Consider the following 23,550-nt stretch of genomic DNA (forward strand, 5'->3'; position numbering starts at 1 on the left):
GTTGAACCGGAAATCGAAGCCTTCGCTCCGGCTGCTGTTGAACCGGAAATCGAAGCATTCGCCCCGGCCGTCGTTGAACCGGAAATCGAAGCGTTCGTTCCAGCTGCTGTTGAACCGGGAATCGAAGCCGTCGTTCCCACCGCGCCTGAATCTGAAATCGAAGCGATCGCGCCGGCCATCGCCGAAGTCGCAGTGGAGGCCGCAGCGCCTGTGGCCGCGGAAGAAGCCCTTGCACTGCAGGCTGAAACCGAGGCCGCAACTGCGGAAGCGGCGCTCGAAGTGGACGCCATCGACGCCACTGCATTGTCCGCGGGCGAGGCGATCGTGGATGATGCGGTCGACCTCGATCACGCATCGCCTGCCGAAGTGCAGGTCGTCGAACTGAAGGAAAGCCCGCACCTGCTGGGCGCCAGCACCGCCGACGTGCAGGACGAGCTTGACCCCGACCTGCTGCCGGTGTTCCTGGAAGAGGGCGCCGACTTGCTGCCGCAGATTGGCGAGACCCTGCGTGCCTGGCACGCCAAGCCGACCGATTTCAGCCATGCCCATAGCCTGCAGCGCGTGCTGCACACCGTGAAGGGCAGCGCCCGTATGGCCGGTGCAATGCGCCTTGGCCAGCACGCCCACGAAATCGAAACGCACATTGAAAACATGGTGCACGCGGGCAGCGCGTCGCAGCACTCGTTCGACGAACTGATGGCGCACTATGACCACGCGCTGCTGCTGTTCGAACAACTGCAAAACCCTGAAGCCTATGCCGCTGCCATGGCCGCTGCGCAAGCCGCTGCCGCCGCGCCGGTAGCGGGCGGCGCAGCTGCCGCTGCAGTTCCGGTCACCCAGGAAGGCGGCGCCACGCCGACCCTGGCCGCCCTGGCTGCGCGCCTGGCCGGCACCGCCGGCAAAGCCCGCGCGGGCGACGACGCCGAAGGCGGCGCCAAGGCCGCACCGCTGGTGCGTGTCCGCGCCGACATCCTGGACCGCCTGGTGAACCAGGCCGGTGAAGTGTCGATCACCCGTTCGCGCCTGGAAAATGAAGTGGGTTCGCTGCGTACCTCGCTGTCCGACTTCCAGGAAAACTTGAACCGCCTGCGCCGCCAGCTGCGTGAGGTGGAGATGCAAGCGGAATCGCAGATCGCATCGCGTATGTCGATCGCCGGCGAGCGTGAATTCGACCCGCTGGAGTTCGACCGCTTTACCCGCCTGCAGGAATTGACCCGCATGATGGCCGAGTCGGTGAACGACGTGGCCTCCTTCCACGAAGGCCTGTTCCGCTCCATCGACAGCGCTTCGGGCGACTTGAACCAGCAAGCGCGTATGACGCGCGACCTGCAGCAGGACCTGATGCGCGTGCGCATGGTGCCGTTCAACAGCGTCTCCGAGCGTCTGTTCCGCGTGGCGCGCCAGGGTGCGAAAGAAACCGACAAGCGCGTCAACCTCGACATCCGAGGCGGCGGCGTGGAAATGGACCGTAGCGTTCTCGAACGCATGGCGGCGCCGTTCGAACACCTGCTGCGTAACGCTATCGTGCACGGCATCGAGTCGCGCGAGCAGCGCGTCGAACACGGCAAGGGCGAGACCGGCGAACTGCTGGTGCAGGTCAGCCAGCAGGGTAACGAAGTGGTGCTGGAGTTCAGCGACGACGGCGCCGGCCTGGACCTGGAGCGCATCCGCGCCAAGGCACGCAGTGTCGGCCTGCTCGATGAGGGCGAGGAAATCAGCGATGCCGAGGCGTCGACCCTAATCTTCCACCCGGGCTTCTCGACCGCCGATACGCTGACCGAACTGGCTGGCCGCGGTGTGGGGATGGACATTGTGCTGTCCGAGGCGCAAGCCCTGGGCGGCCGCGTGGAAACCTTCACCGAAGCAGGCAAGGGTACCCGCTTCACCATCCGCCTGCCACTGACGCTGGCCGTCACCCAGGTGGTGCTGATCTCCGCCGGCGGCCGCACCCATGCGGTGCCAGCGCTGATGGTGGAACAGGTGCTGCAGCTGAAGGAAGGCGCACTGGCCGAAGCCACCGCCAAGGGCGCCGTGGTGCACCACGGCCAGCACGTCGCCTTGCGCTACCTGGCCACGCTGCTGGGCGACGGCGAAGCTCGTCCGCTGCTGCAGCGTTCCTCGCCGGTCATGATGCTGCGTAACGGCTCCGACCGCGTGGCGCTGCACGTCGATGAAATCCTCGGCAACCGCGAGGTGGTGATCAAGAACATCGGCCAGCAGCTGTCGCGTATGCCGGGCATTGCCGGCGCAACGGTGCTGGGTTCGGGCGAGATCGTGCTGATCCTGAATCCGGTGGCCTTGCAGCTGCATGTGGCCCAGCATCCGGAACTGGCGCCGAAGACTGCCGCCACGCCGGCGCCGGCGCCGGCCGGCGATGCCGCCGAACCGGCGGTGCAGACCCGCGCCCACGGCACCGTCATGGTGGTCGACGATTCGCTCACCGTGCGCAAGGTGACCCAGCGCCTGCTGGAACGCGAGGGCTACCACGTGATGCTGGCGAAAGACGGCGTGGATGCGCTGGAGCAGATGCAGGACCGCCTGCCGGAGCTGATGCTGGTCGACATCGAAATGCCGCGTATGGACGGCTTCGACTTGACCCGCAACGTGCGCGGCGACGAACGCACCAAGGAGATCCCGATCATCATGATCACCTCCCGTTCGGCGGACAAGCACCGCAACTACGCGCTGCAGCTGGGGGTGAATGCCTACTTCGGCAAGCCGTTCCAGGAAGACATCCTGCTCGGCGCCATCACCAGCCTGCTGCCGCTGAACCGCTAAGGTTCGCGCGAGCGGTCCACAGGGCAGGCCTGCGCGCCTGCCCTTTTTTTATTGCGGGAGCGAGATGCGGCTGTTACGACGTTTGGTGTTGCTGTTGGCGGGCCTGTTCCTGGCCGGCACCGGACTGATCGTCGCCGCCGGGTGCAGCGACCGGCTGGCCGATGCCGATATGATCATCGTGCCGGGCAATACGGTGGCGCCGGACGGCCGACCCAGCCCAAGGCTGCAGGCGCGCCTCGACGCGGCACTGCTGCTGTACCGCGAACATCGCGCCGGCATCGTGTTCGTCAGCGGCGGAGTGGGCAAGGAAGGCTTCGACGAGGCGGCGGTGATGGCTGCCTACCTGGCCGGGAACGGCGTGCCGCCGGCGGCCATCGCCGTCGACAGCCAGGGCCTCGATACCATGGCCACGGCGCGCAACGCGGCCGCTTATATGCGCGCCCGGGGGCTGCGCAGCGCCCTGGTGGCGACGCAGTACTTCCACGTGCCGCGCACCCGCTTCGCGCTGGAACGCGCCGGCGTGCACGTGGCCGGCCATGTCCACGCGCGCTATGCCGAGCTGCGCGACCTGTATTCGATCCCGCGCGAGGTCGCCGGCTTCATTTCCTACTTCTTCACCACCTCGTAGCGCTCCAGCGTGCGCTTGCGCGCCGCATCATGGTCGACCACCGGGTTGCGCGGCAGGTGGATTTCCTTGGCCGTCAGGCCCGCCAGCTGCGGCAGATAGCGCTTGATGAACTTACCCTCGGGATCGAATTTCTGCGACTGCGTCACCGGGTTGAAGATCCGGAAGTAGGGCTGCGCATCGCAGCCTGAAGACGAGGCCCATTGCCAGCCGCCGTTGTTGGACGCCAGTTCGAAGTCGTTCAGGTGCAGCGCGAAATAGGCTTCGCCGCGGCGCCAGTCGATTCCCAGGTCCTTGCACAGGAAGGAAGCCGTCACCATGCGCAGGCGGTTGTGCATATAGCCGGTGCGGTTCAATTGCAGCATCGCCGCATCCACCAGGGCGTAGCCGGTGCGGCCTTCGCACCAGGCGGCGAACAGCTCGTCCGCTTCGGGGCCGGATTCCCATTCGATCTTGTCGTAGGCCGGCTTGAAGGCGCCGCCCACTACGTGCGGATTGTGGTACAGGATCTGCATATAGAACTCGCGCCAGATCAATTCCGACAGCCATACCGCGCCGCCTTCGCCCGCCGCGCCGCGCGCCGACATGGTCATGACGGTGCGCACCAGGTGGCGGATCGAGACGGTGCCGAACCGCAGGTGCAGCGAGAGGTAGGAGGGGCCCTTCACGGCGGGGTAGTCGCGCGCCACATGGTAGTCGGCGATGCGGCCCAGGAAGTCGTCGAACAGCTGCGGCCCGCTGCCGATGCCCAGCTGGTGCAGATTGGTGGGTTCGAAGCCGAGCGCGGCCAGCGGCGGCAGCGTGCTGCGGCCGGGCGCAAAGCGGCCCGGCTGGTGCGCGCTGGCCGGTTCCACGGTCCAAGGCGCCAATACGGCGGGATCGGCCTCCAGCTTGCGCAGCCAGGCGTTCTTGTAGGGCGTGAAGACGGAAAACGGCTGGCCGGCCAGGGTCAAGACTTCGTCGCGCTCGAACACCACCTGGTCCTTGAAGGTGTGCAGGCGGCGGCCGGCCGCACGCAGCGCGGCCGCCACGGCTTCGTCGCGGGCAATGGCGGCTGGCTCATAGTCGTGGTTGGCGAACACGGCTTGCGCATCGAGCTCCGCCGCCAGGGCCGGGATTGCCGTTTCCGCAAGATCGTGGCGCACGATCAGGTGGCCGCCAAGGGCTTCGAGCTCAGCGGCAAGCGCCGCCAGGGTGTCATGGATGAACTCGACACGCCGGTCCGCGCGCGGTAGCGGCTCCAGGATGGCGCGGTCGAAAATGAAGGCACAGTACACTGTCTCAGCCGAGGTCAGCGCATGGTGCAGGGCGGCATGGTCGAACAATCGTAGGTCGCGGCGCAACCAGACAAGGGCGTTTTTCATAGCTGGATCAGCAATTCATAGTAAACTGTGGGTATATCCGGCAGTTGCAGCGCGGATATTACAGTAAAGAACTCTTAACAGTCCTGCATAAAGAGCAATCATGAAAAAAGTCAAATTGACCAGAAGCATGCCTGTGCCGGGATTGTTACCGGACACTAGTGAACTGAAGGAGCTGAAGGCGCCCATGACTGCCCCTGCGCTCAACCTGGCAAATCATTTTCTGATTGCCATGCCATCCATGCAAGACCCGATATTTGGCGGCACGGTCGTGTATGTATGCGAACACAATGAAAACGGCGTGCTGGGCGTCGTGATCAACAAACCCACCGATATGACCATGGAAGTGCTGTTCGACCGGATCGACCTGGAAGTGTCGTCCGCCGCCGAACGCCACCTGGAATCGGAGCCGATCATGTTCGGCGGCCCGGTGCAGGACGACCGCGGCTTCGTGCTGCACACCCCCGGCGCGCACTATTCGTCCTCGCTGACGGTGACCAGCGACGTCGCCTTCACCACCTCCATCGATGTGCTGGAAGCGGTGGCCCGCGGCAACGGCCCGGAGCGCATGATGGTGTCGATCGGCTACGCCGGCTGGAGTCCGGGCCAGCTGGAAGACGAGCTGGCGCGCAACGGCTGGCTGACCGTGGCCGCCGACCCGCGCGTCGTGTTCGATGTGCCGATCGAAGAACGTTACCAGGCCGCCATCAAACTGCTGGGCTTCGACCCCCTGATGCTCAACTCTGAAGCGGGTCATGCATAGTCCGGAAACTGTTTTAGGCTTCGACTTCGGCATCAAACGCGTTGGTGTCGCAATGGGAAACACGATGATCGGCCAGGCCAGTCCCCTGGCCGTCATTCAATCCGCGGTCAACGATGCGCGCTTCGCCGAAATCAAGGCCCTGATCGACAAGTGGGGCCCTGCCAGGCTGGTTGTCGGCCTGCCCTTCCATCCGGACGGGGCCGAGCACGCGATGACGGCGCGCTGCCGCAAATTCGCCAACCAGCTGAACGGCCGCTTCAATCTTCCCGTGGTCCTGGTCGACGAGCGCTACTCGTCGGCGATGATCGCCGCCAAGCGCGGCGAAATCATCGACGACCGCGCCGCCGCCATCATCCTCCAACAATACTTTGACGAATATGTCCCACACTGAACCCCAACAGCTGGACGCGGAAGCGCTGTACGCCAGCCTGCTCGAGCAGGTCAAGGCCGGCATCGCCGGCGCCAACGAGCCGGCCATCGTCGGTATCCACTCGGGCGGCGCCTGGATCGCCGAACGCCTGGCCCGCGACCTGGGCCTGGCGGCGCGCCTGGGCGTGCTCGACGTGTCCTTCTACCGCGACGACTACGCCAAGAAGGGCTTGCCGCACGACGTGAAGCCGACCCATATCGGCTTCGATGTGAGCGGCGCCACCATCGTGCTGGTGGACGATGTGCTCTACACCGGCCGCACCACGCGCGCCGCCATCAACGAATTGTTCGACTACGGCCGCCCGGCGCGCATCATGCTGGCCGCGCTGGTGGACCGCGGCGAACGCCAATTGCCGGTGGCCGCCGATTTCGTGGCGGCCCATACCCGCTGCGCGCCGGGCCAGGCGCTGCGCCTGCAGCAGGCCGGCGCAGGAAAGTTTTCCCTGACTATTGAACAGAACCATGCTTAATCCGCAACTCAACAAACACGGCGAGCTTCAGCACCTGCTGACGACCGAGGGCCTGCCCAAGGCCATCATCAACCAGATCCTCGATACCGCCTCCTCGTTCGTGTCCGTGTCGGACCGCGAAGTGAAGAAGGTCCCGCTGATGCGCGGCAAAAGCGTTTTCAACCTGTTCTTTGAAAATTCCACCCGTACCCGCACCACCTTCGAGATCGCGGCCAAGCGCCTGTCGGCCGACGTGATCAACCTGAATATCGCGGCGTCCTCCGCCAGCAAGGGCGAATCGCTGCTGGACACCATCGACAACCTGTCGGCCATGCACGCCGACATGTTCGTGGTGCGCCACGCGCAGTCGGGCGCGCCTTACCTGATCGCCAAGCACCTGCAGGATACGAAACAGAACCACGTGCACGTGGTGAACGCGGGCGACGGCCGCCACGCGCACCCGACCCAGGGCCTGCTGGACATGTACACCATCCGCCACTACAAGAAGGATTTCACCAACTTGCGCGTGGCCATCGTGGGCGACATCCTGCACAGCCGCGTGGCCCGCTCCGACATCCACGCCCTGACCACCCTGGGCGTGCCGGAAATCCGCGCCATCGGCCCGCACACCCTGCTGCCGGGCGGCCTGGAGCAACTGGGCGTGCGCACCTTCACCAATATGGATGAAGGCCTGCGGGACGTCGACGTGATCATCATGCTGCGCCTGCAGAACGAACGCATGAGCGGGGCGCTGCTGCCGTCCGCCGGCGAATACTTCCGCGCCTACGGCCTGACCCCGGAGCGCCTGGCGCTGGCCAAGCCGGACGCCATCGTGATGCACCCGGGCCCGATGAACCGCGGCGTGGAAATCGATTCCGCCGTGGCCGACGGCCCGCAAGCGGTGATCCTGTCGCAGGTCACCTTCGGTATCGCAGTCCGCATGGCGGTGATGAGCATCCTGGCAGGCACGCAAGCATAAACATGAACGTACATATCCAAAACGGCCGACTGATCGATCCGGCCAACAAGATCGATTCCAAGCAGGACCTGTACATCGTTGACGGCAAGGTCGCCGCCATCGGCACGGCGCCGGCCGGCTTCAAGGCCGAGCGCACCATCGACGCCGCCGGCATGGTGGTGGCGCCGGGCCTGGTCGACCTGTCGGCGCGCCTGCGCGAGCCGGGCTTCGAGTACAAGGCCACGCTGAAGTCGGAAATGCAGGCGGCGGTGCAGGGCGGCGTGACGTCCCTGGTGTGCCCGCCCGACACCGACCCCGTGCTGGACGAGCCGGGCCTGGTGGAGATGCTGAAGCAGCGCGCCAAAGCCCTGAACCAGGCCCACGTGCATCCGCTGGGCGCACTGACCCACGGCCTGAAAGGCGAGGCGCTGACCGAGCTGGTGGAACTGACCGGCGCCGGCTGCATTGGCTTCTCGCAGGCCGAGACCCCGGTCCGGGACACCACCGTGCTGCAGCGCTGCATGCAGTACGCGGCCACGTTCGGCTTCACCATCTGGCTGCGCCCGCAGGACGCCTGGATCGGCCGCGGCGGCGTCGCCAACAGCGGTCCATTGGCGTCGCGCCTGGGCCTGTCGGGCGTGCCGGTGATGGCCGAGACCATCGCCCTGCACACGATCTTCGAGCTGATGCGTTCGACCGGCGCCAAAGTCCACCTGTGCCGCATGTCCTCGGCCGCCGGCCTGGCGCTGGTGCGCGCCGCCAAGGCGGAAGGCTTGCCGATCACCTGCGACGTGGGCGCGCACCACGTGCACCTGACTGACACCGACATCAACTTCTTCGATGCGAATGCGCGCCTCGACCCGCCGCTGCGCACCCAGCGCGACCGCGAAGCGATCCGCGCCGGCCTGCTCGACGGCACCATCGACGCCATGTGCTCCGACCACACGCCATGCGACGACGATGAAAAGCTGCTGCCTTTCGGCGAGGCGTCGCCGGGCGCCACCGGCCTGGAGCTGCTGCTGTCGCTGGCCATCAAGTGGGCCGACGATTACGCGGCGGCGCAGGGCCGGGACGACGCCCTGGCGCAAGCGCTGGCGCGCGTGACCAGCGAGGCGGCGCGCGTGGCGGGCCTGGCGCAGGCCGGCCAGCTGGGCGTGGGCAGCGTGGCCGACGTGGTGGTGTTCGACCCGGCCGCACGCTGGACCGTGACCGGCGGCGCCCTGGCCAGCCAGGGCAAGCACACGCCGTTCCTGGGCTATGAGCTGGCCGGCCAGGTGCGGGCGACCATCGTTGCGGGCCGCGTGGCATATGAGCGCAACGCCAGCTAAGCCGTCAAGCCAGCGCAACCTGGACTGGCGCCTGATCCTGCGCATGGGGCGGGTGTTGCTGCATATAGTGGGCGGGATGGCAACCTGCGCGTTCATCTTTCCCTTCAGCGGGCTGGAAAAGCGCAACGCCCATATCCGCCGCTGGTCGCGCCAGCTGCTGGCGATCTGCAATGTCAGCGTGCAGGTGACGCCGGGCAGCGCGGCGGCGCTGGAGCAGGGGATGGTCGTTTGCAACCACGTTTCGTGGCTGGACATTTTCGTCATCAATGCGCTCCACCCGTGCCGTTTCGTGGCCAAGGCCGAAATCCGCGACTGGCCGCTGGCGGGCTGGCTGGCGGCGCAGGCGGGTACGGTGTTTATTGCGCGCGGCAACAAGCGCGAGCTGCGCAACATCTTCAAGGGCCTGGTGCATGCCCTGCAGGAAGGCCAGCGCGTGGCCTTCTTCCCGGAAGGGACGACAGCGGCGCAGGGCAGCATCCTGCCGTTCCACGCCAATCTGTTCGAGGCGGCGGTGGACGGCAAGGTCAAGGTGCAGCCGTTCGCGCTATCCTATCTGGATCCGCAGGGCCAGCCGCACGCGGGCGTGGACTTCATCGGCGACATGACCTTCGTGCAAAGCGTGGCGAATATCCTGGATGGTCTGCCGGTGCGCGCGCGCCTGTCGGTGCTGGAGCCGATGGATACCGAAGGCGCCCACCGGCGCGAACTGGCGCAGGCCAGCCACGATGCCATCGGCACGGCGCTGGGCATCCTGCCGGAAGCGCAATCTTTACGGGAGCAATCAGCATGACCAGGATCCGTATGCTGGCCGCCTGCCTGGCGCTGGCGGCGTGCGGCGACACTTTCACTAATGCCAAGACGCTGCGCACGCAGGCGACGGAAAGCCTGGCGCAGAAGAATTTCGGCATCGCCGCAGACAAGGCCTATGCCGCCACGCTGAAGGCGCCCAAGGAAGCGGAATCCTACTTCCTGCTGGCGCAGGCGCAGGCCCAGCTGGGGCGCAAGAACGCCGCCATGGCATCGCTGGAAAACGCCATCGTCAACGGCTTCACCGATGAAGAGGCGATCAAGGGCAACGCCAACCTGCAGCCGCTGCACAAGGCGGAGGCCTACAAGGAATTGATGGCGGCCAGTTTCGCACCCGCGGCGGCGGCGGAAGGCGCGGCTTCCGCCGACGGCGCCGGCGAACCGGCCAAGGCCGAAGGCCAGGCGCAGGCTGCGGCGGCGGAAGAAGGCGCCTCCCGGCACTAGACGCTGCGGTACTCCGGGCAATCGACCTGCAGCAGGCGGCGGTCGTCCAGGCAGACGGCCGACAGCTTGCCGCCCCAGACGCAGCCGCTGTCGAGCGCGATCAGGCGCGGCATGATGCGCAAGCCCAGGGCCGACCAATGGCCGAACACCACGGTGGTGTCGCTGCTGCGGCGGCCCGGCACCTCGAACCACGGCATCAGGCCGCTGGCCGGCTCGGCATGGGCCGATTCCTTCAGCTTGAAATCCATGACCCCGTCGGCGCTGCAAAAGCGCATGCGGGTCAGGGCATTGACGATGCAGCGCAGGCGCGCGCTGCCGGTCAGTGCATCGTCCCAGCGGTCCGGCTGGTTGCCGTACATTTCGCCCAGGAATTCCAGCCATTGCCCGCCGCGCAGCGCCGCTTCCACCTCGCCCGCCAGTTCCATGGTTTGCTGCGCGCTCCATTGCGGCAGTACGCCGCCGTGCACCAGCAGGTGGCCCTGGCGCAGGATGGCCATGGGGCGCAGGCGCAGCCAGTGCAGCAGTGCGTCACGGTCGGCTGCAGCCAGTATATGCTCGATGGTGTCGGAGCGCGATTCGGGCCGGATGCCATTGGCCACCGCCAGGAGGTGCAGGTCATGGTTGCCCAGCACGGCGTCGATGCGCCCGTCGCTGCCCTGGCTTAGCGCCTGCACATAGCGCAGGGTGGACAGGGAGTCGGGGCCGCGGTTGATCAAATCGCCGCAAAACAGGATGGCCGGCGGCGCATTCCCCGCCACATGTTCTGTTTCCAGGATCTTTTCGACCAGAGTCACTGTTTCGCCGTGGCAGCCTTGCAGGTCGCCCACTACATAAGTTTTCATCGGGGTGCTTTCACAAACTTGGGTCTCATTCACACCTTAGGATAACGTATGAAACGCAAAGGCATCATCCTGGCAGGCGGTTCGGGCACGCGCCTGTATCCGATCACCAAGGCAGTGTCGAAGCAGCTGCTGCCGATCCATGACAAGCCGATGATCTACCATCCGCTGACGGTGCTGATGCTGGCCGGCATACGCGAGATCCTGATCATTTCCACGCCGCAGGACACGCCGCGCTTCCAGGACTTGCTGGGCGACGGCAGCCAGTGGGGCATCAGTCTCAGCTATGCGGTGCAGCCGTCGCCGGACGGCCTGGCGCAGGCTTTTATCATCGGCCGGGAATTCGTGGGCGACGATCCGTCCGCCCTGATCCTGGGCGATAACATTTTCTACGGCAATGATCTGGACGCCATGCTGCGTAGTGCCGCCGCGCGCAGCGAGGGCGCCACCGTGTTCGCCTACCATGTGACCGATCCGGAGCGCTATGGTGTGGTGGCCTTCGACGCCGCGCGGCGCGCCATCAGCATCGAAGAAAAGCCGGCCCAGCCCAAGTCCAATTACGCCGTCACCGGCCTGTATTTCTACGACCGGGGCGTGTGCGACATTGCCGCCGGCATCCAGCCTTCCGCGCGCGGCGAGCTGGAAATCACCGATGTCAACCGCGCCTACCTGGACGCGGGCAAGCTGACGGTGGAACTGATGGGGCGCGGCATGGCCTGGCTCGACACCGGCACCCATGAATCGCTGCTCGAGGCGTCCCAGTTCATCGCCACCATCGAACGCCGGCAGGGCTTGAAAGTGGCCTGCCCGGAGGAAATCGCGTACCGCAAGGGCTATATCGACGCCCAGCGCATGCTGGAACTGGCCGAACCGCTGAAAAAGAACGGCTATGGGCAATACCTGCTGCGCATCCTGGACGACAGGGTGATTAACCGGTGAGCAGGGGGGAACGGTATCATCTGATAAGCAATTACCCCGGCCGCAACGCCCGCGTTTAGAATTTCCCGTCGGCTAGCCCGAATCCGGTACAATCGCCGGTTAGCGTGCCAGCAATCTTTCTTGCTGCGCTGCGATTTGCAACGGGCGGTTGGCTCCCAATACTGATAAGAATTAATGTTTTCCTTCCTCGTGAGCTTTTTTGCGTCTGCACTGTTGACCCTGTGGGTGATCAAAGAAGTGCGGCTGCATGGCCCGGCGCTGGACACCGATTTCAATGGCGTGCAAAAAGTGCATGTCCACCACGTGGCCCGCATTGGGGGCCTGTCGATCTTCCTGTCCGTCGTCCTGAGTGCCTGTATTTCCGTGTGGCGCGTGCCGGTCATGACCAGCTGGATGCTGTCGCTGATGGTGTGCGCCGTGTTCGCCTTTGCCGGCGGCATCGTGGAAGACTATACCGGACGGGTCAGCGCGCTGCGGCGCCTGCTGCTGACCATGGTTGCCGCCTTGCTCGGTTATTTCCTGCTGGACGCCCGCATCGACCGCATCGACTGGATCGTTTCGGCCTGGCCGCTGCCCTACCTGTGGCTGACGTTGCCGCTCACGGTGCTGGCGGTGGCGGGGATCGCCAATGCCGTCAACATCATCGACGGCTTCAACGGCCTGGCCAGCGTGGTGACGATTTGCATGCTGCTCTCGCTTGGTTATGTGGCGCTGCAGGTCAATGATATGTTCGTGCTGGTGGCGGCCCTGATGGTGGCGGGCGCCACGGCAGGTTTCCTGATCTGGAATTACCCGGTCGGACTTATCTTCCTGGGCGATGGCGGCGCATATTTTATCGGCTTTATGCTGGGCGAATTGGCGCTATTACTGGTAATGCGCAATCCACAAGTTTCTACTTGGTATGCAGTCTTGCTATTAATCTACCCGGCATTTGAAACCTTGTTCAGCGTTTATCGCCGCCTGTTCATTCGCGGCAAGTCGCCAGCCATGCCCGATGGTATTCACCTGCATAGCCTGATATTCCGGCGCGTGGTGCAATGGGCCGTGGGCCGCAAGGATGCCCGGGCCCTGGTGCGCCGCAATTCCCTGACCTCGCCTTATTTGTGGATGTTTTCGCTGATGGCGGTGATTCCCGCCACGGTATTCTGGCATTACACCTGGGTGCTGATGCTGTTTTGCCTGTTATTCATTGCCAGTTATGTCTGGATATATTCGCGCATCGTCCGATTTAAAGCGCCGCGCTGGATGATCCGACATAAGAAAATCCATTGAGACAATTTCGTGTATATTGCCAAGCATCGAACACAATAAGGGGCATGTATATGGAATTGTCGAAATTGCCGTCTGCTGAATTGCGCAATCTGCAAGAACAGATCAAGCGCGAATTAAAACAGCGCGAAGGCTCGGATAAGCAACAGGCGCGCGAGCAGATTTTCGCCATCGCCCAGCAGGCCGGCGTGCCGCTCAAGGAATTGTTGGCCGGCTACCCCGGCACCCGCAACAAGGGCGGCAAAGTGGAAGCGCGCTACCGCAACCCGGCCAATGCCGCCGAATTGTGGACCGGCCGCGGCCGCCAGCCGAAGTGGGTCAAGGACTGGGTGGAAGGCGGCAAGCCGATGGACGGCCTGCGCATCTGATCCGGCCTCATCTTTCATTCAAGGTTCTACTGGTTTTCTATGCTTGCTCTCTCCAAGTCCATCTTCAAGGCCTACGACATCCGCGGCATCATCGGTAACACGCTGGACGAAGGCGTCGCCCGTTCCATCGGCCATGCCTTCGGCCTGGCCGCCGCCGCCAAGGGAGAGCGCAGCGTCGTCATCGGCCGCGACGGCCGCCTGTCCGGCCCCGCGCTGGCCGCCGCGCTGGCGCAAGGCCTGCAGGCCGCCGGCATGGACGTGATCGACCTGGGCGTGGTGGCCACGCCGATGGTGTATTTCGGCACCCAGGTGCTCGATACCCGTTCCGGCATCATGGTCACCGGCAGCCATAACCCGCCGGACTACAACGGTTTCAAGATGGTGCTGAAGGGCGAGGCGATCCACGGCGACGCCATCACCGCCCTGTACCACGCCATCGACACCGGCCTGCAGCCGGCCGCCGCCAGCGGCAAGTACGGCACTTACGATATCCGCGCACAGTACCTGCAGCGCATCATTGGCGACGTCAAGCTGGCACGCCCGATCAAGATCGCCGTCGACTGCGGCAACGGCGTGGCCGGCGCCTTCGCGGGCGATCTGTACCGCGGCATGGGCTGCGCAGTGGACGAGCTGTTCTGCGAGGTCGATGGCACCTTTCCCAACCACCACCCCGATCCGGCCCACCCGGAAAACCTGCAGGACCTGGTCAAGGCGCTGCGGGGCAGCGACGCCGAAATCGGCCTGGCCTTCGATGGCGACGGCGACCGCCTGGGCATCGTCACCAAGGACGGCCAGATCATCTTCCCCGACCGCCAGATGATGCTGTTCGCACAGGACGTGCTGGCGCGCAACCCGGGCGCGGAAATCCTGTACGACGTGAAATGCACGCGCCACCTGGCCCCCTACATTGAGAAGGCCGGCGGCAAGCCGCTGATGTACAAGACCGGCCATTCGCTGGTGAAGGCCAAGCTGAAGGAAACCGGCGCCCCGCTGGGCGGCGAAATGAGCGGCCATATCTTCTTCAAGGACCGCTGGTACGGCTTCGACGACGGCCTGTATGCCGGCGCGCGCATGCTGGAAATCCTGACCAGGCACGCCGATCCCTCGGCCGTGCTGAACGCGCTGCCGAAATCGGACAGCACGCCGGAACTGCACCTGCACCTGAACGAGGGCGAGAACTACGCCCTGATGGCCAAGCTGGCCGCCGAGGCGAAGTTCCCGGGCAACGAGCGCGTGATCGATATCGACGGGCTGCGGGTGGAATATGCCGACGGCTTCGGCCTGGCGCGCTCCTCCAACACCACGCCGGTGATCGTGCTGCGCTTCGAGGCGGAGACCCCGGCGGCGCTGGCGCGCATCCAGGGCCAGTTCCGCGACGTGATCCTGGCCGCCAAACCTGACGCACACTTGCCGTTTTAAATGAATATCCTTCTGGTGCGCGTCTCTTCGATGGGGGACGTGCTGCACAATATGCCCATCGTGGCCGACATCAAGCGCCACTTCCCCGACGCCAATATCGACTGGGTGGTGGAAGAGGGCTATGTCAGCCTGGTGCGCCTGAACCCGATGGTGCGCAACATCCTGCCGTGGAGCCTGCGGCGCTGGCGCAAGAGCCTGGGCAAGAAGGAAACGCGTGCTGAAATCGGCGCCTTCTTCCGCCAGCTGCGCGAGGTGGAATACGACTACGTGTTCGACACGCAGGGCCTGCTGAAAACCGGCATCATCATGGGCGCCGCGCGCGGCAAGCACAAGGTCGGCCTGGCCAACGGCAGCGAAGGCTCGGGCTACGAAGGCATCTCCCGCATCTTCCACAGCAAGAGTATCCCGCTCGACCCGCGCACGCACGCGGTGGCGCGCGGGCGTCTGGTGGTCGGCGCGGCGCTGGGCTTCAAGGCCGACGATCCGGCCGACTTCGGCCTGCCGGACGTGCCGGCCGGCGAGCCCCGCCCCGAGTGGATGGGCGAGGCGCCGTATGCCGTGTTCTTCCACGGCACGGCGCGCGACGCCAAGAAATGGGCGCCCGCCAACTGGATCGAACTGGGCAAGGCGCTGGCGCCGATGCCGGTGCTGCTGCCGTGGGGTTCGGACAAGGAAAAGGCCGAAGCCGAAGCGCTGGCCGCCGCCATTCCGAACGCGCGCGTGCTGCCGAAGCTGCCGATGGCCGACGCCGTCATGCTGGCGCGCCGCGCCGCGCTGGCGGTGGGGGTGGACACCGGCCTGACGCACATCGCCGCCGCGTTCTCCCGCCCCGTGGTGGAAATCTACGCCGATTCGCCGCGCTGGAAGACCGAAGGCAACTGGTCGCCGCGCATCATCAACCTCGGCGACAAAGGTTCGCCGCCCGGCACGGCGGACGTGCTGGCCGCGGCCAGGAGCCTGCTCTGACCATGCGGCGCCTTTACACATTCATGTGGTGGCTGGCCTTGCCGCTGGTGCTGGGCCGCCTGTGGTGGCGCGGCCGCAAGGAGCCGGGCTACCGTGCGCACTGGAGCGAGCGCCTGGGCTGCTACGGCGCCCGCGCCGCCAACGACGAACCGGCCACGATCTGGGTGCACGCGGTGTCCGTCGGCGAAACGCGCGCCGCCGAGCCGCTGGTCGATGCGCTGCTGGCCAAATACCCGCAGGCGCGCATCGTGCTGACCTGCATGACGCCGACCGGCCGGGCCACCGGCAAGAGCCTGTTCGGCAAGCACGGCGCGCGCGTGGTGCAATCCTTCCTGCCCTACGATATGCCGCCGCTGGTGGCGCGCTTCATCCGCCATTTCGAACCGCGGATCTGCATCCTGATGGAGACCGAAGTGTGGCCGAACCTGATCCTGCAATGCCAGCGCGACGACGTGCCGGTGGTGCTGGCCAATGCGCGCCTGAGCGAGCGCTCGCTGCGCAAGGCCCAGCGTTTCGGCCAGGCGATACGCGACGCGGCCCAGGGCATTTCCGTGGTGGCGGCGCAGACCGAGGCCGACGCGCTGCGCATCCGCGCCCTGGGCGCGGCCAATGTGAGCGTGACGGGCAGCATCAAATTCGATGTGGTGATTCCTTCGGCGGCGTTGGCGACCGGGGCGCAGCTGCGCCAGCAGTTCGGCGCCCGTCCGGTCTTCCTGTGCGCCAGCACGCGCGAAGGCGAGGAGGACATGATCCTGGAAGCCTTCCAGGCCGCGCGCGCCACGCTGCCGGCCGACGTGCTGCTGCTGATCGTGCCGCGCCACCCGCAGCGTTTCGACGCGGTGGCGGCCATGGTGCAGGAGCGCGGCCTGTCGCTGCAGCGCCGCTCGGGCCTGAGCGCCCCGGGCGCCGCCGTCGCGGCGTCGACCGCGGTGCTGCTGGGCGATTCGATGGGCGAGATGTTTGCCTATTATGCGGCCTGCGACCTGGCCTTCATCGGCGGCAGCCTGCAGCCGCTGGGCGGCCAGAACCTGATTGAACCGGCGGCGCTGGGCAAGCCCATCATCGTCGGCGAGCACACCTTCAACTTCGCGCAGGCGACGGAAGACTGCCTGCAGCAGGGCGGCGCCGTGCGCGTCCAGAGCAGCGACGCTTTGATGCACCAGGCGGCACGCCTGCTGGCCGACGTCCAGGCGCGCACCGCCATGGGCGCGCATGCGCTGACCTTCGCCAACACCCACCGCGGCGCCACGGCGCGCACGATTGCATTGCTTCCAGAATTGAAGTGACAAATGTCATGCGCAAGTCATGGCATTCCATTCTGGCGCGGGGGAGCGGCAGGCCGGATACTGCGTTCACCTGACCATGAGGAGAGACGCAATGCAATCGTTCCGCAAGCTGTTGATCGCCGCCAGCCTGGCCTGTGCCCTGCCTGCCATGGCAGCCGACACCACCCTGATCAAGGATGTCCGCGTCTTTGACGGGCAAACAGTACACGCCAGGCGCAGCGTGCTGCTGGAAGGAGGCAAGATCGTCAACGCCGACTTCAAAGGCAAGACGCCCGCCGGCACGCACGTGGTCGACGGCGCCGGCCGGACCCTGATGCCGGGCCTGATCGATTCCCACACCCACAGCTTCCAGCACTTCGAACTGCCGCTGGTGTTCGGCGTGACCAGCGAGCTCGATATGTTCACCGCCGTGCCGCTGGTGCAGGAAATGAACAGCCGCATGGCGCGCGGCGAGAACAAGGACCGTCCGGACATCATCTCGGCCGGCATCCTGGCCACCGTGCCGGGCGGCCATGGCACCGAGTACGGCTTTCCCATCCCCACCCTGACCACGCCGGAAGAGGCCCAGCCCTGGGTCGATGCGCGCATTGCCGAAGGCTCGCACTTCATCAAGATCGTGATGGAGCCGGGCTGGCCCGGCCACCCGATGCCTTCCCTGGACCGCGCTACCGTGAAGGCGCTGATCGCCGCCGCCCACCAGCGCGGCAAGCTGGCCGTGGTGCATATTTCCAACCAGGACGACGCCCGCGCCGCGCTGGAAGAGGGCGCCGATGGCCTGGTGCACCTGTTTAACGGCGAGTCGATCAGCGATGCCGACCTCAAGTCTTTCGTCAAGCTGGCGCATGCGCGCAAAGCCTTCATCATTCCGACCTTCAGCGTGCTGCAAAGCGTGTCCGGCCTGAAGGAGACGGACGTGCTGGAAGATAAGCAGATGATGGCCCTGCTCACCGCCGACCAGGCCGCGCCGCTGAATTCCCCGTACGGCAAACAGGAAAGGGCGCAGCGCATGAACGCCACCAAGTCGGTGGTGGCGGCGCTGCGCACTGCCGGGGTACCGGTGCTGGCCGGCACCGACGCCGGCAATGCGGGCACCCAGGCCGGCGCCAGCCTGCACCACGAACTGCTGTCGCTGACCCAGGCCGGCCTGACGCCACTGGAAGCGCTGCGCGCCGCCACCTCGGTGCCGGCCAAGGCTTTCCGCCTGGCCGACCGCGGCGTGATCGCCAAAGGCGCCAAGGCCGACCTGGTGCTGGTGGAGGGCGACCCGAGCCAGGACATCAAGGCCAGCCGCAATATCGTCGAAGTCTGGAAGGATGGCGCGACCGTGTCGGCACGCCGCAAGGCGCAGCAGGAACTGGTGGCCAAGGAACTGAGCACGCCGACAGCCGCGCCGCAAGCGCTGCCTGCCGATGGCATGATCAGCCTGTTCAGCAAGGAAAAGCTGGCCAGCCCCTTCGGCACTGGCTGGGTGCCTTCCAACGACGCCTTCCTGGGCGGCAAATCGACCGTGAACCTGGAATACGCTGGTGAGAACGCGGTCAACGTGAAGGCCAGCGTGCAGCCCGGCTTTGCCTTCCCATGGGCCGGCATCGCCTTCGTCCCGGGCAGCCAGCCGTTCCAGCCGGCCAATCTGAGCGCCGCCAAAACCCTGCGTTTCCGCGTCAAAGGCGACGGCCATGGCTACCAGGTCGGGATCATGCACGGCAGCGCGCGCATTCCGGTCTACCAGCCGTTTGCCGCCGGTGCGGAATGGCAGGAAGTGTCGCTGCCGATGGCCAACTTCGCCGGGGTCGATACCAGCGCGATCACCCTGATCATGTTCAATGCGGGACCCAAGACCGGCGACTACCAGTTCCAGATCGCCGATGTGCGGCTGACTAACCAGTAAGAGGGAAGGCATGGAGCAGCTAAGGCGTTGGCTGGAAGGTCCCTGGGTGCCGCCGCACCTTGGCAAGGCGCCTTACCTGTGGCTGTTGTCGCTCAACTTCCTGCTGTGGAAATACGTGGGCGTCAAGCCCACCTTGCTGGAGCTGGCCTTGCTGGCCGGGTCGGTGGCGTTGTTCGTGCCGATGTACCTGGCCTGTTACTGGCTGCGCAACGGGCGCGCCGTGCCGCTGATCCTGGCCGCTTTCGCGCTCGGCATCGCCTGGGCGCCGTTCAATTTCGGCGCCTGCACCTTCTTCATTTTCGCCTGCTCGATGTGCGCGGCGCTGGAACAGCCGCGCCATGCCTACCTGGGGATCGGCCTGGTGCTGGGGACGGCATCGCTGTTTGCCCTGGCCTTCGACCTGCAGCTGAACTTCCTGCTGCCGACCCTGGCGGTCGGCGCGCCGGTAGGCGTCGCCAGCGTGATGGATGCCCGCGTGCGCCGCTCGGGCCAGATGCTGATGCGCAAGCAGGAGGAAGTCGAACATATTGCCCGTATCGCCGAACGGGAGCGCATCTCGCGCGACCTGCACGATTTGCTGGGGCATACCTTGTCGCTGATCGCCATCAAGGCCGAATTGGCGGGCCGCCTGCTGGAGCGCGATGCCGCCGCCACGGCGAAGGAAATCAAGGATATCGAAAACACGGCGCGCCACGCCCTGGCCGAAGTGCGCAGCGCCGTCAGCGGCTACCGCCAGACAGGCTTCGCCCAGGAGCTGGCGCAGGCGCGGGCGGCGCTGGCCGCCGCCGATGTCAGCCTGGATGCCGATGTGCAGCCCTTCGCCATGCCTGCCACGGCGGAGAACGTGCTGGCCCTTTCATTGCGGGAAGCCGTCACCAATATCCTGCGCCACGCCAGAGCCACCCGCTGCCAGGTCAGCGTGCGGCTCGAAGGTGGCCGCATTGCCTGCCATATCCGCGACAACGGCGCGGCGCAGGTCGACCCGGATGCGCTGGCGCGCGGCAACGGCTTGCGCGGCATGCGTGAGCGCGTCTGCGCGGCCGGCGGCAGCCTTGCGCTGCGGGCCGAAAACGGCTTGGCGCTGGAACTTTACCTACCGATGGGAGCTGCCGCATGATCCGCGTATTGATCGCCGAAGACCAGTCGATGGTGCTGGGTGCCCTGGCCGCGCTGCTGAAGCTGGAGCCCGACCTCGATGTGGTCGGCCAGGCGCGCAACGGGCAGGAAGCGCTGGCCCTGTGCGAGGAGCTGCAGCCGGACATTGTCCTGACCGATATCGAAATGCCCCTGATGACGGGCCTGGAGCTGGCGGCGGTGCTGGCCGAACGGAGCGCGCCCACGCGTGTCGTGATCGTCACCACCTTCGCCCGTTCCGGCTACCTGCGCCGCGCCATGGCGGCCGGCGTGCGCGGCTACCTGCTGAAGGATGCCCCGTCCGAATCGCTGGCGGCGGCCATCCGCAGCGTGTACGCGGGCGGCCGCGCCATTGCCCCCGAGCTGGCGCTGGAAAGCTGGGGCGGCGGCGAAGATCCCTTGAGCGAGCGCGAACGCCAGGTGCTGCGCCTGGCCGGCGAAGGGCGCACCGGCGCCGAGATCGCCAGGCAATTGCGCCTGTCGGAGGGCACCATCCGCAATTACCTCTCGGAAGCGATCAGCAAGCTCAATGCCGGCAACCGGGTGGAAGCCTTCCGCCTGGCGCGCGAAGCCGGCTGGCTTTAATCGGCCACGACGCCAATGATGGGGCCCAGGTCGGCGCGATAGTCGTTGCGCCCAAGCGCCGCGGAATACAGCGATGACACCGATCCATCCAGGTACAGGGCGTCGCGGCATTGCAGGGTGTCGCGCAGATACCTGGCGAAGCCGTGGAAATTGACGGGCCTTTCGCTGATCACAAATATTGCCTTGCCGTGCAGGGCGCATACGCCATTGCGGCGATGGAGGGAACGCGAGTCCGGGTCGAACAAGGGGTTGATCATGCCGTGCGACAGCAGCATGGGGCCGGATTGGGTCGCGATGCGGGCCTTGCCGGCCAGTGCCGGATATGCGGATGACTCAACCACCAAAGCGCCGGCATCGGTCACAAGGAATACGCCATTAGGGCGCATGAAGAAGTTTCCTTTGCCCGGCGCCAGGTTGAGCGGCGACGTTTCGACGCCGTCGGCAAGGAATAGGCCGACCGGCGAAAAGTCGGCGTGGTACATGCCCGCATTCATGGCAAACGCCAGCCGCTGGCCGCGTTTGCCCAGCGCGGCGGCAACCCGCTCCAGGCGTTTGTATGGGTGGCCTTCTTCATCCCTGAGGAACAGTTGCAGGCGCTCGCGGGATGGATCGACGGTCACTACGGTGTAGCCGGACTCGCCGGCGCGGAGGGCGCCGCATGCCGCCAAGCATGCCGGCAGGAGCAGGGCGGCGGTAACGCGCATCAAGTGAACAAGGGCGGCAGTTCGGCGGCGCGCTTGCGCAGCAGCTGTTTGGCTTCCTCGTACTGGGGATAGATGCGGCCCACGTTGGCCCAGAAGCGCGCGCTGTGGTTCATTTCCAGGATGTGCGCCAATTCATGCGCCACCACGTAGTCCACCAGCGGCAGCGAAAAGTGCATCAGCTTCCAGTTCAGGCGGATGGTGCGCTGCGCGGTGCAGGAGCCCCAGCGCGTGTCGGCCGAGGACAGCGAAAAGCCTGCGTATTGCACGTCCAGGCGCGCCGCGTACAGGTCCAGGCGCTGCTGGAACAGTCCTTCCGCCTGCGCCTTGTACCAGTTCTTGACGCGCTCCTTGAGCAGCTGCTCGGTGGCGCCTTGCACCAGTCCCATCGACAGCTCCATCGCCGCCGGATCGAATTCGGTGCGGTTGCGCGGCGCCTGGTAGAGGCGCAGCGTGACTTCCCCGCCCAGGTAGGGCAGCTTGGCGCCATCTTCCCAGACGATGGGCGGCTTTTCCAGGCGCGCCGCGCGGCGCTGGCGCCGTTCATCCAGCTTGGACAGGATCCAGTGCTGCTTGGCGCGGATGGCGTTGTCGATATCGGCCAGCGCGCAGCGTTTGGGCGCGGTGACATACAGGCCCGTGTCGTCGATCGTGAAACCGATCGAGCGGCGCGTGGTGCGCTTCAGGACATATTCAAGGATGTATTCGCCGACCAGCAATTGCCGCTTGTCCTGGTCGCCGGACAGCGGCGGGGCGGTGGGTTCGGGGCGGCGCAGTTGCACCGGAGGGCGCAGCAGGTTCACTGCCGCGGGAGCGGGAACGGGAAACGGGGAAGAAGGCGCGGCCGCTGGCGGCGGCGCCTCCTGTTGCGCTTCGGCTTTTTCGGCTAGCCAGCGCTGTAGGCGTGGGGCGAAATGACGCGCATTTCTGATTCGATCCACTGTTCCACCTGTTCCATCAATTCGTCGGGAGTCTTACCTTCCGATGCAATCGGTTTGCCGACCGACACCGTGATGGTGCCTGGCCGCTTGATAAAGGAATTCTTTGGCCAGCATTCGCCGGAGTTGACCGCGATCGGTACGACCACGGCGCCGGTTTCCACCGCCAGGCGCGTGCCGCCGCTCTTGTACTTGCCCTGCTGGCCGACCGGAATGCGTGTTCCTTCCGGGAACATGATAATCCATTGGCCGTCCTTGAGTCGACGCCTGCCTTGCACTACAACAGATTTGAACGCATTTTTGCCTTGCTTGCGGTCGATCGGGATCATGCGCAGCAGCGCGATGCCCCAGCCGAAGAAAGGAATGTAGAGGATTTCTTTTTTGAAAACGAAGACCAGCGGGCGGGGCAAGTTGGCAAGCAGGAAGATGGTTTCCCATGCCGACTGGTGCTTGGACAGGATGACGGCCGGGCTGTCCGGGAAGTTTTCGTAGCCCTTGAACTGGTAGTTGATGCCGCAGATCCATTTGGCGCACCAGACGATGAAGACATTCCAGCGCGAGGTCACGAAATACCGTTTGTTGTAGGACAGCGGCGCTGCCAGCATGCAGACTGCCGACCAGATAATGGTGGCAACCACCATCAGCAACATGAACACGAGGGAACGCAGGAACGGAACGATATTACGCAACGACAGTCTCCAATATTCTTAATGAATTTTTATTCGGATTTCAGGATGTGGTCTACGGTGGCTGCCAGGTCGGGGAACACTTGCGTGCCGGGAGGCAGCCCCCCTGTGGCATGGGTCTTTTCACCCTTGCCGGTCAACACCAGGTAAGGCACGCAGCCGCTGTTGAAGCCTGCCTGCAGGTCGCGCAGGGAGTCGCCGACCGTGGGCACGCCTTTCAGGCTGATTTCGAATCGCTTCGAAATCTCGGTGAACATGCCGGGCTTGGGCTTGCGGCAGTCGCAGTTGTCGGCCGCCGCGTGCGGACAGAAGAAGATGGCGTCGATATCGGCGCCGACCTGCTGCGCCAGCCGGTGCATCTTCTGGTGAATCGCGTTCAGGGTGCCGATGTCGAAGTACTGGCGGGCGATGCCCGACTGGTTCGACGCGATCACCACGCGATAACCCGCCTGGTTCAGGCGGGCGATCGCTTCCAGCGAGCCGGGGATGGGGATCCACTCGTTGGGCGACTTGATGAAGTCCGGCGAGTCATGGTTGATCACACCATCCCGGTCCAGGATGATCAGCTTGGTCGGCTGGCTTTGTGGCAT

24 protein-coding genes are annotated in these 23,550 nt (G+C 65.5%); 18 read left to right on the forward strand and 6 right to left on the reverse strand.

Features of this window, described 5'->3' with window-relative positions; translation table 11 throughout:
• Positions 1 to 2,778 (forward strand): hybrid sensor histidine kinase/response regulator (locus H597_RS32480; RefSeq protein ID WP_154668297.1); only part of this gene is annotated, 2,778 nt, incomplete at its 5' end.
• 64 nt (positions 2,779 to 2,842) lie between these two features.
• Positions 2,843 to 3,406 (forward strand): YdcF family protein, encoded by a 564-nt coding sequence (locus tag H597_RS0125400; protein ID WP_028104583.1) that lies wholly within the window; start codon positions 2,843 to 2,845, stop codon positions 3,404 to 3,406.
• On the opposite strand, the gene H597_RS0125405 is transcribed toward H597_RS0125400, so the two are convergent.
• Positions 3,385 to 4,767, reverse strand: a complete 1,383-nt coding sequence (locus tag H597_RS0125405; RefSeq protein ID WP_028104584.1) for a cryptochrome/photolyase family protein — start codon at positions 4,765 to 4,767, stop codon at positions 3,385 to 3,387. The genes H597_RS0125400 and H597_RS0125405 overlap by 22 nt on opposite strands.
• Positions 4,768 to 4,867: 100 nt before the next feature.
• On the opposite strand from H597_RS0125405, the gene H597_RS0125410 reads away from it, so the two are divergent.
• Genes H597_RS0125410 through H597_RS0125440 form a run of 7 tightly spaced genes read left to right on the forward strand, consistent with a single transcriptional unit; the run spans position 4,868 to position 9,942 of the window.
• Positions 4,868 to 5,527: a YqgE/AlgH family protein gene (locus tag H597_RS0125410; RefSeq protein ID WP_028104585.1), complete on the forward strand. Its 660-nt coding sequence runs from the start codon at positions 4,868 to 4,870 to the stop codon at positions 5,525 to 5,527.
• A gap of 52 nt (positions 5,528 to 5,579) precedes the next feature.
• The gene (gene ruvX / locus H597_RS0125415) at positions 5,580 to 5,918 is read left to right on the forward strand and encodes a Holliday junction resolvase RuvX (RefSeq protein ID WP_371850744.1); all 339 of its coding nucleotides are present in this window, start codon (positions 5,580 to 5,582) and stop codon (positions 5,916 to 5,918) included.
• Entirely contained in the window at positions 5,905 to 6,426 is a 522-nt protein-coding gene (pyrR, locus tag H597_RS0125420) for a bifunctional pyr operon transcriptional regulator/uracil phosphoribosyltransferase PyrR (RefSeq protein WP_028104587.1), read from the forward strand. The genes ruvX and pyrR overlap by 14 nt, the downstream gene beginning before the upstream one ends.
• Complete coding sequence (locus tag H597_RS0125425; protein ID WP_028104588.1) at positions 6,419 to 7,384, forward strand: aspartate carbamoyltransferase catalytic subunit; 966 nt, start codon at positions 6,419 to 6,421, stop codon at positions 7,382 to 7,384. The genes pyrR and H597_RS0125425 overlap by 8 nt, the downstream gene beginning before the upstream one ends.
• Before the next feature lie 2 nt (positions 7,385 to 7,386).
• Positions 7,387 to 8,691 carry a dihydroorotase gene (locus H597_RS0125430; RefSeq protein WP_028104589.1) on the forward strand — a complete coding sequence of 435 codons (1,305 nt, stop codon included), beginning with the start codon at positions 7,387 to 7,389 and terminating at the stop codon, positions 8,689 to 8,691.
• Entirely contained in the window at positions 8,672 to 9,481 is an 810-nt protein-coding gene (locus H597_RS32485; RefSeq protein WP_083941283.1) for a lysophospholipid acyltransferase family protein, read from the forward strand. The genes H597_RS0125430 and H597_RS32485 overlap by 20 nt, the downstream gene beginning before the upstream one ends.
• Positions 9,478 to 9,942, forward strand: coding sequence for a hypothetical protein (locus tag H597_RS0125440; protein ID WP_028104590.1), 465 nt, complete (start codon positions 9,478 to 9,480; stop codon positions 9,940 to 9,942). Before H597_RS32485 ends, H597_RS0125440 begins: the two co-directional genes overlap by 4 nt.
• On the opposite strand, the gene H597_RS0125445 is transcribed toward H597_RS0125440, so the two are convergent.
• Positions 9,939 to 10,784 carry a symmetrical bis(5'-nucleosyl)-tetraphosphatase gene (locus tag H597_RS0125445; protein WP_028104591.1) on the reverse strand — a complete coding sequence of 282 codons (846 nt, stop codon included), beginning with the start codon at positions 10,782 to 10,784 and terminating at the stop codon, positions 9,939 to 9,941. The genes H597_RS0125440 and H597_RS0125445 overlap by 4 nt on opposite strands.
• 48 nt (positions 10,785 to 10,832) lie before the next feature.
• On the opposite strand from H597_RS0125445, the gene rfbA reads away from it, so the two are divergent.
• The 9 genes from rfbA (at position 10,833) to H597_RS0125490 (ending at position 20,635) form a co-directional block, all read left to right on the forward strand.
• Positions 10,833 to 11,720, forward strand: a complete 888-nt coding sequence (gene rfbA, locus H597_RS0125450; RefSeq protein WP_028104592.1) for a glucose-1-phosphate thymidylyltransferase RfbA — start codon at positions 10,833 to 10,835, stop codon at positions 11,718 to 11,720.
• Positions 11,721 to 11,894: 174 nt separating this feature from the next.
• Complete coding sequence (locus tag H597_RS0125455; RefSeq protein WP_028104593.1) at positions 11,895 to 12,992, forward strand: glycosyltransferase family 4 protein; 1,098 nt, start codon at positions 11,895 to 11,897, stop codon at positions 12,990 to 12,992.
• A 50-nt stretch (positions 12,993 to 13,042) separates the two neighbouring features.
• The gene (locus H597_RS0125460) at positions 13,043 to 13,357 is read left to right on the forward strand and encodes an H-NS histone family protein (RefSeq protein WP_028104594.1); all 315 of its coding nucleotides are present in this window, start codon (positions 13,043 to 13,045) and stop codon (positions 13,355 to 13,357) included.
• A gap of 39 nt (positions 13,358 to 13,396) precedes the next feature.
• Entirely contained in the window at positions 13,397 to 14,776 is a 1,380-nt protein-coding gene (locus H597_RS0125465) for a phosphomannomutase/phosphoglucomutase (RefSeq protein ID WP_028104595.1), read from the forward strand.
• Positions 14,777 to 15,742 carry a lipopolysaccharide heptosyltransferase I gene (gene waaC, locus H597_RS0125470; RefSeq protein ID WP_028104596.1) on the forward strand — a complete coding sequence of 322 codons (966 nt, stop codon included), beginning with the start codon at positions 14,777 to 14,779 and terminating at the stop codon, positions 15,740 to 15,742.
• Positions 15,743 to 15,744: 2 nt separating this feature from the next.
• Positions 15,745 to 17,028 (forward strand): lipid IV(A) 3-deoxy-D-manno-octulosonic acid transferase, encoded by a 1,284-nt coding sequence (gene waaA, locus H597_RS0125475; protein WP_028104597.1) that lies wholly within the window; start codon positions 15,745 to 15,747, stop codon positions 17,026 to 17,028.
• Between the two features lie 91 nt (positions 17,029 to 17,119).
• On the forward strand, positions 17,120 to 18,916 hold the full coding sequence (locus tag H597_RS32490) for a CIA30 family protein (protein ID WP_028104598.1): 1,797 nt from the start codon (positions 17,120 to 17,122) through the stop codon (positions 18,914 to 18,916).
• Positions 18,917 to 18,926: 10 nt separating this feature from the next.
• Entirely contained in the window at positions 18,927 to 20,033 is a 1,107-nt protein-coding gene (locus H597_RS0125485; protein ID WP_028104599.1) for a sensor histidine kinase, read from the forward strand.
• Positions 20,030 to 20,635, forward strand: a complete 606-nt coding sequence (locus H597_RS0125490) for a response regulator transcription factor (RefSeq protein ID WP_028104600.1) — start codon at positions 20,030 to 20,032, stop codon at positions 20,633 to 20,635. Before H597_RS0125485 ends, H597_RS0125490 begins: the two co-directional genes overlap by 4 nt.
• On the opposite strand, the gene H597_RS0125495 is transcribed toward H597_RS0125490, so the two are convergent.
• The 4 genes from H597_RS0125495 to gmhB all read right to left on the reverse strand — a co-directional run bounded on the left by H597_RS0125495 (position 20,632) and on the right by gmhB (position 23,550).
• Positions 20,632 to 21,339 carry a phosphodiester glycosidase family protein gene (locus H597_RS0125495; RefSeq protein ID WP_028104601.1) on the reverse strand — a complete coding sequence of 236 codons (708 nt, stop codon included), beginning with the start codon at positions 21,337 to 21,339 and terminating at the stop codon, positions 20,632 to 20,634. The genes H597_RS0125490 and H597_RS0125495 overlap by 4 nt on opposite strands.
• Positions 21,339 to 22,277: a M48 family metallopeptidase gene (locus H597_RS0125500; RefSeq protein ID WP_154668282.1), complete on the reverse strand. Its 939-nt coding sequence runs from the start codon at positions 22,275 to 22,277 to the stop codon at positions 21,339 to 21,341. The genes H597_RS0125495 and H597_RS0125500 overlap by 1 nt, the downstream gene beginning before the upstream one ends.
• Positions 22,223 to 22,924, reverse strand: coding sequence for a lysophospholipid acyltransferase family protein (locus H597_RS0125505; RefSeq protein ID WP_051294132.1), 702 nt, complete (start codon positions 22,922 to 22,924; stop codon positions 22,223 to 22,225). The genes H597_RS0125500 and H597_RS0125505 overlap by 55 nt, the downstream gene beginning before the upstream one ends.
• A gap of 68 nt (positions 22,925 to 22,992) precedes the next feature.
• The gene (gene gmhB, locus H597_RS0125510) at positions 22,993 to 23,550 is read right to left on the reverse strand and encodes a D-glycero-beta-D-manno-heptose 1,7-bisphosphate 7-phosphatase (protein ID WP_028104604.1); all 558 of its coding nucleotides are present in this window, start codon (positions 23,548 to 23,550) and stop codon (positions 22,993 to 22,995) included.

Source organism: Pseudoduganella violaceinigra DSM 15887, from assembly GCF_000425385.1.
Taxonomy (GTDB): Bacteria; Pseudomonadota; Gammaproteobacteria; order Burkholderiales; family Burkholderiaceae_D; genus Rugamonas; species Rugamonas violaceinigra.